11 protein-coding genes are annotated in these 13,675 nt (G+C 63.9%); 10 read left to right on the forward strand and 1 reads right to left on the reverse strand.

The features are described 5' to 3' along the window. Positions 1–189 precede the first annotated feature (189 nt). From QF819_09325 to QF819_09370, 10 genes are all read left to right on the forward strand, one after another. Positions 190–1,509: a hypothetical protein gene (locus tag QF819_09325; protein MDP6803351.1), complete on the forward strand. Its 1,320-nt coding sequence runs from the start codon at positions 190–192 to the stop codon at positions 1,507–1,509. Positions 1,510–1,513: 4 nt separating this feature from the next. Further along, positions 1,514–3,232 carry a bifunctional UDP-sugar hydrolase/5'-nucleotidase gene (locus QF819_09330; GenBank protein MDP6803352.1) on the forward strand — a complete coding sequence of 573 codons (1,719 nt, stop codon included), beginning with the start codon at positions 1,514–1,516 and terminating at the stop codon, positions 3,230–3,232. A gap of 262 nt (positions 3,233–3,494) precedes the next feature. Beyond that, positions 3,495–6,401 carry a lamin tail domain-containing protein gene (locus tag QF819_09335; protein ID MDP6803353.1) on the forward strand — a complete coding sequence of 969 codons (2,907 nt, stop codon included), beginning with the start codon at positions 3,495–3,497 and terminating at the stop codon, positions 6,399–6,401. Positions 6,402–6,639: 238 nt separating this feature from the next. Beyond that, entirely contained in the window at positions 6,640–7,257 is a 618-nt protein-coding gene (locus QF819_09340) for a hypothetical protein (GenBank protein MDP6803354.1), read from the forward strand. Between the two features lie 211 nt (positions 7,258–7,468). Next, positions 7,469–8,869, forward strand: a complete 1,401-nt coding sequence (locus tag QF819_09345) for a lamin tail domain-containing protein (GenBank protein ID MDP6803355.1) — start codon at positions 7,469–7,471, stop codon at positions 8,867–8,869. A gap of 124 nt (positions 8,870–8,993) precedes the next feature. After that, positions 8,994–10,391, forward strand: a complete 1,398-nt coding sequence (locus QF819_09350; protein MDP6803356.1) for a dipeptidase — start codon at positions 8,994–8,996, stop codon at positions 10,389–10,391. A gap of 253 nt (positions 10,392–10,644) precedes the next feature. Next, positions 10,645–10,923: an HU family DNA-binding protein gene (locus QF819_09355; GenBank protein ID MDP6803357.1), complete on the forward strand. Its 279-nt coding sequence runs from the start codon at positions 10,645–10,647 to the stop codon at positions 10,921–10,923. A 117-nt stretch (positions 10,924–11,040) separates the two neighbouring features. Further along, complete coding sequence (locus QF819_09360) at positions 11,041–11,226, forward strand: helix-turn-helix domain-containing protein (protein MDP6803358.1); 186 nt, start codon at positions 11,041–11,043, stop codon at positions 11,224–11,226. 266 nt (positions 11,227–11,492) lie between these two features. Continuing rightward, the gene (locus QF819_09365) at positions 11,493–11,762 is read left to right on the forward strand and encodes an HU family DNA-binding protein (GenBank protein ID MDP6803359.1); all 270 of its coding nucleotides are present in this window, start codon (positions 11,493–11,495) and stop codon (positions 11,760–11,762) included. A gap of 138 nt (positions 11,763–11,900) precedes the next feature. Beyond that, on the forward strand, positions 11,901–12,758 hold the full coding sequence (locus tag QF819_09370; protein MDP6803360.1) for a hypothetical protein: 858 nt from the start codon (positions 11,901–11,903) through the stop codon (positions 12,756–12,758). A gap of 23 nt (positions 12,759–12,781) precedes the next feature. Here QF819_09370 and QF819_09375 read toward each other — a convergent pair whose 3' ends face one another. Next, complete coding sequence (locus QF819_09375) at positions 12,782–13,639, reverse strand: hypothetical protein (GenBank protein MDP6803361.1); 858 nt, start codon at positions 13,637–13,639, stop codon at positions 12,782–12,784. Positions 13,640–13,675: the final 36 nt, after the last annotated feature.

The raw sequence follows: 13,675 nt of genomic DNA on the forward strand, positions 1-13,675 counted from the left end.
TCGGATGACCTCACGCTGAGGTTCCGGATCGTGCGCGAGAATCGCCTGAGGAATACGGCGGTCGACATGCGCCAGTACAACGAAGAGGTAGGAGGCGAAGTCGATGCCGGTAATGTCAAGAACACCAATAACTATTTCCGCATTCAGGTGGACTACGCGTTCTAGCCTCGGCGGGGAGGGCCGATACTCATGAGACGATTTCTCATTCTGACGACGCTCGCCGCAGTGCTCTCCTTCGGAGGGGGCGTGGCCGAGGGAATCACATTCTTCGATCTGGCCACCGGCGATGAGTCCGGACTTCCGGACGCGCGGTCGGCTGCGATGGGCGGCACGCGCGGAGCGGCGGCCACGGGTGCGCTGGCGGGTACCGCGAACCCCGCGTCGCTGGCGCGGCTTTCGTCTTCGGTGACCTCGGTGTCTCTGAGTACGCACAAGACTCTGGAGACCCGTGCGACTCCCGCCTACGACAGTTTCGATGGCTTCCTCGTGGAGTCGATTTATGTACTGAACGACGCGTATCTCTTCCAGGGTGGTTTCGGTGCGGTGTTTGCACCGGAGACGGGCCTGTTGCCGCTTCCCGGGAAGATGGGACTGGGCGTCTCCTTCGCGCCGGTGAGGGACTTCCAGTACCAGTATCTGGAAGAAGTGCGCGACAACGAGGTCTTCACGCAGCCAAGGGATCGACTCATTGCGTTGAACGAGATTGAAGGCGAGGGCGCCATTCGCGCGCTGACCTTCGGAGCCGGGCTTCCCGTGACCGACAATGTCTCCGTCGGTGCCGGCGTGGAGTGGCTCACCGGAGGGTACGAGCTCATGCAGCGCACCCGATGGATGCTGGAGGGGACAGAGGAGAGTTCGGACCTCTCTGTGCGGTCGCTTTCCGGGCGCCGTGCTGTTCTGTCCACCAGCGTGCATGCAGGGCATCGACTGGATCTCTCCGGGGTCTTCCGCTATGCGGCGGGGCTCGCGGGGGAGAGTGCCGTCGAGGGAGCTCCGACCGGTCTTTCCGCGCTGGGAGAGTCGCTCGCGGATCCGTTCCCCGGGAAGGTGGTTATCCACCAGCCGTCGCAACTGGTCTTGTCGGCGGCGTACCGGCCCCGCGCAAAGATGAAGACGCAGGTGTTCGCGGAAGCCTCGCGGACTGACTGGTCTTCGTATCAACACAGCCTGTTCGAAGCGCAGGACCTTTCGGATGTGTGGGATGTGCGCTTCGGAGTGGAGCACATTTTCTACAACGGCTTCCCTGTTCGCTACGGGTTCCACTATCTTCCGTCGCCGAGGAATACGCAGATCGCGACGACCACCTTCACATTTGGAACGGGGTTTGCCGTCGGGCCTCTTCATGCGGACTTGGCGTTTGAGGTCGGGAATCGCGAGTACTCGCATGAAGATCTCTTCCCGGATTCCATGTTTGGCGGGACGGACCATGTTCGCAAGGACACGATCGAGGAGAATCGCTCCTCCGCCTTCGTGACCCTCACCTACGCGCTCGACTCGGTCGGAGGCTGATCCGATGACCCGTGGCAGGCGAATTTCCTTCGGAGGAGGGGCTGTCGGGAAGGCCTGCGCCGGGCTCCTGGCAGGCCTGGTTCTGGCGGTTCCTTTCGCCAGTGCGGAAGTCGTGGAACTGACCATCGTTCACACGAACGACATCCACGGCGGGATTCACGCCTCGGATGCCACCTTCATGAGCCGTGAGTTTCCGCCGAGGCTTGGCGGAGCCGCGTCCATGGCGACGGTCCTCAAGCGGCTTCGTGCGCAGGTGGAAGCGGATGGCGGCCACTTCCTGCTCATGGACTCGGGCGACATCTTTCAGGGCACGCCCATCGGCAACATGACCAAAGGTCGCGCCATCGTCGACTTCCTGAACAGCTCCGGGTATGACATCTGGGCGCTCGGGAACCACGAGTTCGACGAAGGGCTTCAGAACTGCAAGGACCTGGTGGAGCGCGCCCGGTTCCCGGTGCTGGCCGCGAACCTGGTGGAAGAGGGAACGGTTCGGACGGTGGACTGGGTTCGGCCGTGGGTGATCCGCGACTTTGGCGGGCTCCGCGTGGGCATCATCGGACTCATCACCTGCGAGACTGAGAACATGAGCTTCCCGGGGAATGTAGAGGGTCTGGACTTTCGCCCCGTGATTCCCACCGTCCGCAGTGTGCTCCCCGTGCTGGAAGAGCGTGGGGTGGACATTGTGCTGATGGTGGGCCACCTGGGCGTCCCGTACGATCGGGAAGGAGCCTACGAGACGCGCGCCCGGGACGGCTGGCGTGAGGAAGAGGACTCCCGCAATGACTCCATGGATCTTGCGCATTCGGTGACGGGTGTCGACGCGATGTTCTGCGGGCACATCCACAAGGGATTCGATGATGCGTTTGAAGATCCCGATTCGCACGCGCTCCTGTTCCAGACCTACGGTCGTGGATCGGGTGCGGGAATCGTCACCTTGTCGATCGACACGGAGACGGACCAGATTGTGGATCACCGTTTCTGGACGGAGCGCGGGTACCTCCTCTCCTTCTTCGAAGACGAGTTCTGGCCGGATCCGGAAGTGGCCGAGGTGATTCGAAAAGAGGTGTTGGACGCAGAGAAGGGGATGGATCGCCTGTTGGGGCGAGCGACCGGCGTCTTCAGCCGACGCGGGACGGGCGTCAGCCCGGAGAGTCCGATGGGTGATGCAGTCTGTGATGCCATGCTGGAAGAAACGGATGCGGACTTCTCGTTTACGAATCTGGGCGGGATCCGGGATGAGTTCGGTCCCGGTTCCATCACTCCCCGCGACTGTTTCCAGGTGCTGCCGTTTGGAAACAAGATGGTGCTCTTCAAGATGTCAGGGACACTTCTGCGGGAAGTTGTGGAGATGCGAATCAGCGGCGGACACCACGGGCTGTATATCGGGGGAGGGCGTCTCGTGTATGACATGACGCGGCCGGACTTCGATCGAGTCACGAGCTTCGAAGTCGGGGGCAAGCCCTGGGATCCGGATGCCGTCTACCGTGTGGTGACCAGCGATTTCCTCGCGCAGGGGAACGCGAACCTGTCCATGCTGCCTGGCGTGCCGGAAGCGCTTCGGAGCTATACGGGCAAGACCATGCGCCAGGCTCTTGAGAACTGGATCCAGCGTCACTCTCCAGTGACCCCCGCGACCGACGGCCGCTGGGTGGAGGAACCGGGGGCGGAACAGTCTCCGGCGCTCCGGGCGGCGACCGCGGAGGGAGCATCGAGCGGGTCCTGAGGAGATGCGCCGCGGCGTTTGGTGTTCTCTTGCGGATACTGCCGTTTGCCTGCCCTTCGGGGTTCCACGAGGTTGGATATACTCATCGGGTTCTGGTATGCTGCAATGCTGTTCGGAAGGGGCCTCGGCGCCCCTTGAGGCTCCGTGAGCGGAGTGAACGGCGTTCCCGCTGATCTCTCCGTGAGTCCGGCGGAGCACAACCAGTCATTCGGACATCACGGCAACCCTGGACGGGCTTTCCGCCCCATCGAAGAGGTTCTCCATGCGACTCAAGTACACCGTGCTCGTCAGCGCACTTCTGGTGGCCGTATCCGCCTGGCCGGTTGCTGCCCAGGTGGTGATCAACGAAATTCTCCCGAACCCGGGGTCGTACTACGACGGCGCGGAGTTCGTGGAGCTGCACAACACGACGGCGGCTCCCGTCAGCATCGCAGGGTGGGTGCTCACGGGAACCGAATACTCCGGAACTTGTGGCGGGGAGGACCACCAGCAGTTCCCTGCCGGGGCCACGATTCCGGCGAACGGGTATGTCACCATCGCGAAGGACAACATGGACAGCGCGGGGAATGAGGAGGACGGTTTCCTCCAGCGGTTTGGCTTCAACGCCTCGTACGAGTGCTATGATGCCGACCGAAGCTACGAGTACGACGATCCGTCCGTACCCAACCTCGCCATTCTGACCAACTCCACCTTCGACGATCAGATTCTCCTGATCCCGGGGAACGGATACGGGACGGCATGTCTGGGGCAGTACAACCAGTACGAAGCGCTCTACCTCTACAACGGCGTCCCGGGCATGGGGGGGGCGGTTGTAGATGTCATTGAGTACCGATCGACTATTTGCGCCTCGGATGCCTGTCTGGGAGTGGGAACCAGCGACGACGACGCCTATGTCGGATTCCCGGACACGGGCGAGTCGCTGGGACGAGACGCTTCCTCCGGCGATACGGGGAATAGCTCCGTCGACCTGATTCTGGGTACACCGACACCGGGAGCCGCAAACATCGCGAACATCGGTCCGACGCTTTCGGACATGGGTGCGGACAACCCGGGTCCCGTGGTGGGTGAGAGCGTGGGCATTGCGCTGATCGCCACCGATGCGGACGGCATCGGCGATATGTTCCTGGTGTACACGCCGGACGGTTCTCCTTCGGACTCGGTGGCGATGTCGCTGACCGGCCCGGACACCTACGGAGGCACCATTCCCGCGCAGGCGGATGGGGCCATTGTGCGCTACTTCGTGCGCGCATCGGATGGCGGCAACGCGGCGGGGGTCGGTACGAGCAAGTATCCGGACTTTGGAACCCGCTCGATTCGCTGGGGTACGCAGACGATCGTCGGCGTGCAGTTCGTCTTCAACCCCGCCGTGAACGACACCTCTCCCGAGTTTGGGAATCCGGTGAACATCGAGGGGATCGTCGTCTCCGAGCCGGGGCTCTACAGCGCGGGCAAGTTCGTGATCCAGTCGGCGAATGCGCTCTGGAGCGGTGTCCACTGCTTCGACGCACTCTCCGAAGCCACCATGCAGCGTGGCGACAGCGTTCGCGTCTCCGGGGTCGTGGAGGAGTACTACAACCTGACGGAAGTGAAGCTGTTCGGCGCGGAGAATGTGGAGATTCTCTCCACCGGGAACGCTCTTCCGGGGCCGGCCATGGTCTCCTGCAACGACCTGGCGACCGGGAATCCGGCCGCTGAAGCACGCGAAGGAACCTACGCGGAGCTGAGCAATGTCCAGGTGACGCTTCTGGATACTTACGGCCAGTTCGAGGTGACGGATGCCAGCGGTTCCGCCAAGGTGGGTGACGATGCCTTCTACAACTACAATCCCACGCTGGGCGATTCGCTCCAGACGGTGCGGGGTGTCGCGGATTACTCCTACAGCGAACGAAAGCTGGAGCCCAGGGACGATGCCGACATCATTGGCCCGCCGCTTGTGACCTCGATGAGGTACAGCCCCACGCCTCCGACCGCGAGTTCGCCGGTGACCTTCTCGTGCGAGATCACGGACAACGGCACCATTGCGCGTGCCAAGCTCTTCTTCTCGTTCGACAACGGGGCTACCTACGACTCGACCGACATGGTGAATACCACGGGAGACAGCTGGGAAGTCGCCATGGGTCCGTACGCGGCGGGCACCGAGGTGGACTACCATGTGGAGACCACGGACAACGAAGGGTTCCTCGGCCGCGCGCCGTCCATCGGGGACTACGATGTCTATGTGGGCTTCCTGACGATTGAGGCCATTCAGTCCACGACAATCGACGGAGACAGCTCGTCGTACGAAGGCAGCCCGGTGAATGTGGCGGGGATCGTGACGGCCGCGCCCGGGACCTTTGCCGACAACACCTTCTACATCCAGAACAACTGGGTGACGGATCCTTCCTATCGCGGGATTGCGGTCTACTCGGGCGGAAGCCTTGTGGGCCAGCTTGCGGTCGGCGACTCCGTGTCGCTCTCGGGTGATGTGGACGAGTACTACAACTTCACGCAGATCCGTATGCACTTCACGGACGCGTATACGAATCACGGGCCGGTGGGTCAGTTGCCCGCGTACCAGATTGCCACTACGGACCTTCCGGATTCGAATGTGGCTGTCAGCGAACCGTGGGAGAGTGTGCTGGTCATGGCTGCGAACTCGGTGGTTACCAACGCCACCGCCGGTTATGGGCAGTGGTACATCGACAACACCGCGCCGACGACCGGCACGGAGACGATGGTCGATGACTTCGGTCCGTATACCTATCAGCCGGTGCTTGGTGACTCGCTCTCCGTGCGCGGCGTCGTGCAGTTCTCATACGGAGCATTCAAGGTTCAGCCGAGAAGCGACTCCGACATCCTGCCGTTTGACCTGAACGACGCGGTCGGCGTGGAGATTGGCAGCGGACCGCTTGCGTTCCAACTCTCCCGGATCGACCCGAATCCGTTCACGGGTTCCTCCGCGCAGATTCGGTTCAGCATCCCGCATGCTTCGACCGCGAACCTGGCCGTGTACGATGTGACCGGGCGGCTGGTGCGGACGCTGGTGAACGGTCCGGTCGACGCAGGCCACCATGTGGTGGACTGGGACGGCTCCAATCAGGACCACCGTGCGGTGTCTTCGGGTGTCTACTTCTACCGTCTGAAGGCGGACGGGCAGGAGGCCACCCGGAAGGTCACGGTTCTGAAGTAGCGAAGTGGTGTCACCGGGGCGGCCTTGAGGTCGTCCCGGTGGCTGGAATCCCTACGGGCGGGCTGGCCAAGTGTCCGTGTGACAGGAACTTGAGCTGGGTGCTTGCACTGGGGGGGGAGACTTCGGTACAATCGTACCGAAGCGATCGTGCGGGGCGGATAGTCCGCTCCGTGGCGGGGTGTCAGGAAAGACCCGCCGAACTCAATGAGGTACCTCACTCTCCGGAGGACTCTGTACCATGAAGAAGACTGCTACCATGCTTCTCGTTGCGGCCTGTGTTCTGGGTCTTGCGTCCCTCGCCTCGGCTCAGACCTGTGGCTGGGAAGACGGCACGAGCACGGTCCTTGGTTCCTATGGAAATCTCGCCAGCGCGACCAATGTGACCTCGATGGCCAACACGGGTGCGCACTCTGTGGAGCTGATTGAGAGCCCCGTCAGCGGCACTCCGCAGGCGTTTGTGGCCTTCATTGAAGGTCTCACCGATGGCGATGCCGTGACGGCCGGTTTCTACGGATGGGACGTCACCCCGGGCGCCAGCCCGTCGATGCGGGTCTGGGGGCACTACGGCGAGTCCGGCGACATCGGTTCCTACAACGGTTCCGCGGGTGGAAACTCCACCTACACCGACGGCTCCGGCTGGAGCATGGTCGATCACACTTGGACCTTTGACTCCAGTGGTGGCACGCGGGACGCGCTCATCGTCGAGTGCCGTCTGTACAGCAACGCCTCTGGTTTCACCTTCTATGCGGACGATGTCTCCGTGTCGGCTTCGGCCGGGACCGTGACCCTCGCGTGTGGCGGCAGCGTCAGCGTCGAGAGCGCCTCCTGGGGCGTCGTGAAGAGCGAGTACCGGTAGAGAGAGTCGCGCGCACTGCGCGCCGCACTCACCGTGAATCGGGGCGGCCTCTTCCGGGGTCGCCCTTTTGCGTGCCCTTGACGCGCCGCTCCGACGCGGTAGCTTGTCGTCGCGCGCCTGGCCTGCTGCCGCTTCCCGAGACAGGTCTGTACGCTCCCCCAGGCCCCCTCCCCGGATGAGCCACCACACTGCTCCCCGTGGAGGAAGACCCTTGCGACGATGTTTTCACGCACTGGGACCCATTGTGGTCCTCTTGACCGCTGCCGTGGCCTGCCCCGAGGTTCTGCTGAACGAGACCATGCCCGCCCCCGGATCTGACTGGAATGGGGATGGTGCCTTTTCGCCGTCCGAAGACGAATGGGCGGAGATCGTGAACGCTGGCATGTCTCCGGCGGACCTGACCGGTCTCTTCCTGGCCGATGCCGCCGGCCCGCAACGGCCGCGCTTCGCGTTCACCGGGACGCTCCCTCCCGGGGAGACCGTCTTCGTGACCGGAGAGGACGCGGCCGACTGGGAGACGGGGGCGGGAGAACCGTCCGTGGGGTTATCGCTGAACAACTCCGGAGACACGCTCTATCTGTTCCGCGCGGCGGGGGGGACGACCACGCAGGTGGACAGCGTCTCCTGGACTTCCGCGGAGATCGCGACGGACGCGTCCATCGGGCGCATGCCGGACGGCTCCGGCGTCTGGGAGCTCTTTGACGCACTTGTGGAGGGCGGCACCGGGGCGCAGCCCACACCGGGAGGCCCCAATGGAGGCCCGGCGGCTCCGCGGGTTCTTTCGCTGGAGATCGACCCGGCGCACCCCTCGGCCGGGGAATCCGTGACGGTTCGGGCGATTGCCGGCGATCGCGACGGAATTGCGACGGCAGTCCTGCAGGAGGAAGTCGACGGCGCTTCCCCGGTCGATCGCGCCATGACGCTGGTTTCGGGCACGCCCGAACGCGGGAGCTGGGAAGTGGCTGTGGGGCCCTATGATGCGGGTGCGTCGCTTGTCTTTCGCGTACGGGTGTCCGATGGCGTGCTTCTGACGCTGTCGGGAGATGCCGCGGCGACAGTCTCCAGCGGGGAGGTCTCCATGGTGTTGAACGAGATCCTCGCGGACCCGCCGCCGGAGAGTGCGGGCGATGCCAACGGCGATGGCGTTCGCGACACGGCGGACGACGAGTTCGTGGAGCTGTACAACGCCGGGTCCGACCCGGTCGACCTCTCGGGCGGATCGGTGAGTGACGCGACCGCGGCCCGTCACGAGTTCGCGCAGGGGACGGTCGTGCCACCCGGCGGGTTTCTGGTGGTCTTTGGCGGCGGGGCTCCGTCGGGGAGCATCCCCGGGCTTGTGGAGGTGGCCTCCACCGGGGGGCTCTCACTGAACAACACGGGCGACGAAGTGGTGTTGCGCGGCGCGGACGGAATCGTGCTGGACGTCCACACCTACGGCGGGGAGGCGAATGCGGACCAGTCGCTGATTCGCTTGCCGGATGGTGCAGGGGAGTGGACTCGCCCGCTGGACGAAGGACTCTCCGCGGCCTTTTCGCCGGGTGCGGAGAACGGGACAGCCACCGGTCTGACCGCCACAACCTGGGGTGGCGTCAAGGCCCTCTACCGCCGGTGACGCGAGAGGCGGGGGGCGTTCGTCGCCCCCCGTTTCATCTGGAGCCGTGTTCGTCATCCGGGCTATGCTCCCGCAAACGCTGTCTCGCGAAGGAAACCGAGGCCCGGTCCGAGGAGGAGTATCCGTGGAGTCCGTCATCCGTGGTATCGAGAAGTCGAAGGAACATTCCGTCCGGTTGCTCGAGGAGTTCTTGCGCATTCCGAGCATCAGCACCGATGCCGATCATCAGAAAGATGTTCTCCGGGCGGCGGAATATCTCGCGGGGGTCATGCGGGAGTCCGGCGTCCCGGGTGTCGAGATTCTGCCCACCGACGGACACCCCATTGTCTACGGGGAGTGGTGCGAGCGGCCCGACGCCCCGACGCTTCTCATCTACGGACATTACGATGTCCAGCCGGTCACCGACCCGTCCATCTGGACCTCGCCGCCGTTCGAACCCGCCTTCCGCGACGGGAAGATCTGGGCACGCGGGGCCACCGACGACAAAGGCCAGCTTCTCGTTCATGTACTGGCTGCCCGGGAGCACCTGAAGGCGAACGGCTCTCTCCCCGTGAATGTGAAGTTCCTTTTCGAAGGGGAAGAGGAGATCGGCAGTGAGCACCTGGATGCATTCCTCCGGGAGAACACCGGGAAGCTCGCTTGCGATGCCGTGGTCATCTCCGACACCGCCATGTTTGCGCCCGGCGTCCCCTCGATCTGCACCGGGCTTCGGGGGATTGCCTATGTGGAGTTCACGCTTCGCGGCGCGTCTGCGGATATGCACTCCGGGTCGTTTGGGGGCGGAGTGGACAATCCCGCTCTGGCGCTGTCGCGTGTGCTTGCGGGACTGAAGGACGCCGAAACGGGCCGCATTCTGGTGGACGGCTTCTACGACGAGGTCGAGGAGCCGTCCGACGAAGAGAAGCGCGGCTGGTCGGAACTGCCCCATTCCGACGAGGACTTCCGGGAGATGACCGGTGTGCCGCGACTCTATGGCGAGAGCGGCCGCACCACGCTGGAGCGGTTGTGGTCGCGCCCGACGCTGGATGTGAACGGCATCTGGGGCGGCTTCACCGGAGAGGGAAGCATGACCGTTTTGCCCGCCCGCGCCAGCGCGAAGGTCAGTATGCGTCTTGTGCCCGGGCAGGATCCCGCAGTGATCGTCCGGCGCTTGCGGAAGCACCTGGAAGAGCATCTCCCCTCCACGGTCGTGCTGGAGGAGTTCCAGGAACTGCATGGCGGGAAGCCGTGGATCGCGACCCAGGATCATCCCGCCGTTCAGGCTGCTTTCGCCGCGGTGGAGAAGGGCTTCGGGACGGCACCCGTCGCGACTCGTGAAGGCGGGTCCATTCCCATCGTTCACTCCTTCGCGGAGATTCTCTCGGCGCCGGTCGTGCTCATGGGGATCGGGCTTCACGACGAAGGGGCGCACGGGCCGGACGAACATCTGGACCTGGCCAACTATCAGGCGGGAATCCGAAGTGCCGCGCACCTGCTTTCCGAGGTGGCCGTCACGCTGGGGTCCGTACCGGGTCGGGGATAGTTCACGCGAGGGAAGGGGGGAGGCAGGCGGAACACACGCTGGCGCCCCCAGTTAGGGCGAAGCCTTCAAGTGGTGGTGAAGGGAAACGGGCCAACCTTCCGGCGGGCTGGAACGACGGGGTCTTTGGGCACGCTTGACTTGGGAAGGTCGATTCTGCTACTTTTTCCCTCCCACTGGCTTCCGTTGAGGGATCTCAGGTTCGTTGTGAGGCCTTTGGGCAGAGTTGACGGATGATCAAATCGAGGAGGGGTTCATGACCAAGGCGGATTTGGTAGAGGGTATCGCCAGGTCGACCGGCCTCACCAAGAAAGACACAGCCCTGGCCGTAGATCAGTTGATTCACGCCATCAAGGGCGCGTTGTGTGAGGGCAGGCATATTGAACTTCGCGGATTCGGGACATTCAAGGTGAAGCAGCGAAAGGCCAGAACCGCGCGCAATCCGAGGACGGGCGACCCCGTCCAGCTTCCCCCGCGGAAGGTGGCTGTTTTCAAGGTCTCCAGAGACTTGAAGGAACGCATCACGCAGGATTGATCCTCTGGGAGGATCCAGTACTCGTAAAGGACACCCAGGACTCTCTTCCCCTGCTGGATCGGATCCCGACTCCCCATCTGCCGGATGCGGGGCGTGGGTCCGGGAGGAACCGCAACTATGGCACCCGAGATTATGGACATCGCGCAGGCCGCTTCCTACTTGAACATCAAAAAGGGCACGCTCTACCGCCTTGCGAAAAAGGGCGAAGTGCCCGGGGCAAAGATCGGCGGACAGTGGCGTTTCAAGCGTGACAAGCTGGACGAGATGTTCCGTCTGGACACCGCTCACCAGCAGGCTTCGTGAGTGGCATCTGAGACACGCGGGCGGCCGCCCGGCCGCCCCGTCCGGGGATCCGCCGCCGGGCGGATTGCCGAACCCGCTCGGGAACAGGGTTTCCCGAGACCCAATCCCAGAGGTCCGCACGGGTAGCGGGTTTCCAGCATTGCGCGTTCGAAAAACCGTTGACACGCCCGGGGAGCGCCGTTAGGTTCCGCGCGGTTCTCTGATTCCCGCATCAGTTATCGGTGTGTTGGGATCGTTTCCTTGGAAGTGTGGAGAGGTGGTTGAAGATGAACAAGGCCGAGCTCATCGAATCGGTTGCAAAGCAGACTGAGATGACGAAGAAGGATGCGTCGATCGCTGTCAACGCGACGCTGAACACCATCAAGAAGGCGACGAAGAAGAAGGACGGCATGGCCATCGTCGGATTCGGAACCTTCAACACCGTGAAGCGGAAGGCCCGTACGGGCCGCAACCCGCAGACCGGCGAGACCATCAAGATCAAGGCCTCCAAGAGCGTGCGTTTCCGCCCGGGGAAGGCTTTCAAGGAGTACCTCTAGAGATTCAGAGGGATTTCGGAGAACCGGGGCGGGTCGCTATCCATGCGGCCCGTCTTTTTTCGTGAGCGGACGGATGGGTCCGGAGTGGTACGCTGCGTATCGGAGCAGTGCCTGGCGATGCCTCTCGGGGGGAGAGTGATGGTGGGCTCAGTATATCGTCGTGGTGTGCGTCTTGCGCCGGGCGTCTTGTGCCTCGCGCTCCTGTCCCCGGGTTCCTCTTCCGCGATTGAGGCAGACCCGGGAGAGGCGCTGAGCCGCGCCGTGCGTCCGTTGGCAGGCCTGGGTTTCGCCGACATTACCGCGTATCGAGTCCCGTTCCGCACACCTCTGGAGGAATCCGAGGGAGAGGTGGGATTCGTGGAACTGGAGGAGTCGTGGTCAGGGGGCGAGCTCCTGGGGATTCGATCTCCCGAAGGAGCGCTTCCGGGTGCCGTCGTGCGGGGGATTGCATTCTATCTGGAGCCTCTCTTTTCCGGGCGTGCTGTCCTGCACCGGCTGCTTGCGGAGGCCGGGGCTCTGGCCGATGCGGGAAACGCCCTGGTCGAGTGGAATCCCCCCGAGAGCCGGGAGGCGCTGCAAGTCACCCCACGGGATGGAGTGGACGCGCTGGATGGCGTGGAGCGGGTGGATATCGCCCTCGACACCTCCGGTCGTCTTCTCTCTCTGGCTGCGGACCTGGGGGAAGAGGGTGTCTTCGTCGTGCAATGCGAGTGGGCGGCCTCGGGACTTGCGCCCCAGCCTGAGGTGCTCCAGTGCCGGGTTCGCGGACAGGAGAGTGCGGAGTGGCGCACTCGCTTCGAGTCGCGATTCGAGCTGCGAGGGAAGCGATGGCTGCCAGTGGCCCGTGTTCTCACCATGCCGGACCGATTTGACCCCGCACTGCGTGAGAGCCTTGTCGTGGAGTACGGCGACTACGACCTCTCCCGGGGGATTCCGGAAGGCGGGGAGATCCCCGTCTTCCTCTTCGACTCAGACGGGTTGCGGTCCGAAGACTGACTCTGCGTCGGCCTGGAACACGACTAGAACAGAAGCAGCACGAGCGTCAGCACACCCAACCCGACCGCCGCCGCCGAGAAACTCCGTTCCCCGGGACCATGCCCGGTGTCGTCCTCTTCCAGGAGGGCAGCCCGTCCAAGAACCAGATTGGCCGTCCAGGCTGCCGAGATCACGGCGAAGTCTCCCCGACTCAGCGAGAGGAAGAGCGGGTCGGAAGGCCAGGGCCATCCGAGGAGACGCCACGCGTGGATTCCCCCGAGCCCGAGGAGACCCAGAACCACCAGACCGGTTCCGACACCGCCCAGAAGCCCGGCCGGTCCGGCACTCATGCGGCGACGGAGGTTCTGCACACCGGCGGCCGCGGCTCCCAGAAAGAGGAGCAGCCCGGCGGCGGCTGACAGCGCGGAGATCGCACCCAGCAGCCGGGAGTCAGGGCCGACGAAGTGCAGCGTGTAGGTGTGGTCGGCGTTCGCATTCGGCGGGAGCGTCACGACGAGTACCGCGGCGTCTCCAGCCTGCACGAAGTAACGCACGGTCTCCCCGCGTGGCCTCCCCGGGATCACTGCCGAGCCGCGCCCGTCCTCATCAAGCAGCACCGGGATGGTGTCTTCGCCCTCTTCCGGACCTTCCGTCAGGACATGAATGGTGGCCTCGACTCGAGCGTTCTCCAGGGTGCTCTCCACCAGCACATCAAGGACGGCGTCCTGGTCCGCTGAAACGCGCCCGGGAGGTGAGTGGGCAAGCCGGAGTGAGAGCTCCCTGCGCTGCTCCACCGTGTCGCCATGATTTCCGCAGGAGGCGAGCATTCCCCCTCCGGCGAGAAGGACCGCCAGACACAGCGCGGTCAGGCTTTGAGATCGCCGATGTGCAGAACACTCCATGAGGCACCTCCTCCGTGGGGAAGGACCGATCCTAGC

The sequence above is a fragment of the Gemmatimonadota bacterium genome, assembly GCA_030747075.1.
In the GTDB taxonomy this organism is placed as follows: Bacteria; ARS69; ARS69; order ARS69; family ARS69; genus ARS69.

What these genes read in the sequence shown, in the direction of transcription:
- QF819_09330 (MDP6803352.1), top strand. Translation starts at nt 1,514, where the DNA reads ATGACCCGTGGCAGGCGAATTTCCTTCGGAGGAGGGGCTGTCGGGAAG.
- QF819_09335 (MDP6803353.1), top strand. Translation starts at nt 3,495, where the DNA reads ATGCGACTCAAGTACACCGTGCTCGTCAGCGCACTTCTGGTGGCCGTA.
- QF819_09370 (MDP6803360.1), top strand. Translation starts at nt 11,901, where the DNA reads ATGGTGGGCTCAGTATATCGTCGTGGTGTGCGTCTTGCGCCGGGCGTC.
- QF819_09340 (MDP6803354.1), top strand. Translation starts at nt 6,640, where the DNA reads ATGAAGAAGACTGCTACCATGCTTCTCGTTGCGGCCTGTGTTCTGGGT.
- QF819_09365 (MDP6803359.1), top strand. Translation starts at nt 11,493, where the DNA reads ATGAACAAGGCCGAGCTCATCGAATCGGTTGCAAAGCAGACTGAGATG.
- QF819_09355 (MDP6803357.1), top strand. Translation starts at nt 10,645, where the DNA reads ATGACCAAGGCGGATTTGGTAGAGGGTATCGCCAGGTCGACCGGCCTC.
- QF819_09325 (MDP6803351.1), top strand. Translation starts at nt 190, where the DNA reads ATGAGACGATTTCTCATTCTGACGACGCTCGCCGCAGTGCTCTCCTTC.
- QF819_09360 (MDP6803358.1), top strand. Translation starts at nt 11,041, where the DNA reads ATGGCACCCGAGATTATGGACATCGCGCAGGCCGCTTCCTACTTGAAC.
- QF819_09375 (MDP6803361.1), bottom strand. Translation starts at nt 13,639, where the DNA reads ATGGAGTGTTCTGCACATCGGCGATCTCAAAGCCTGACCGCGCTGTGT.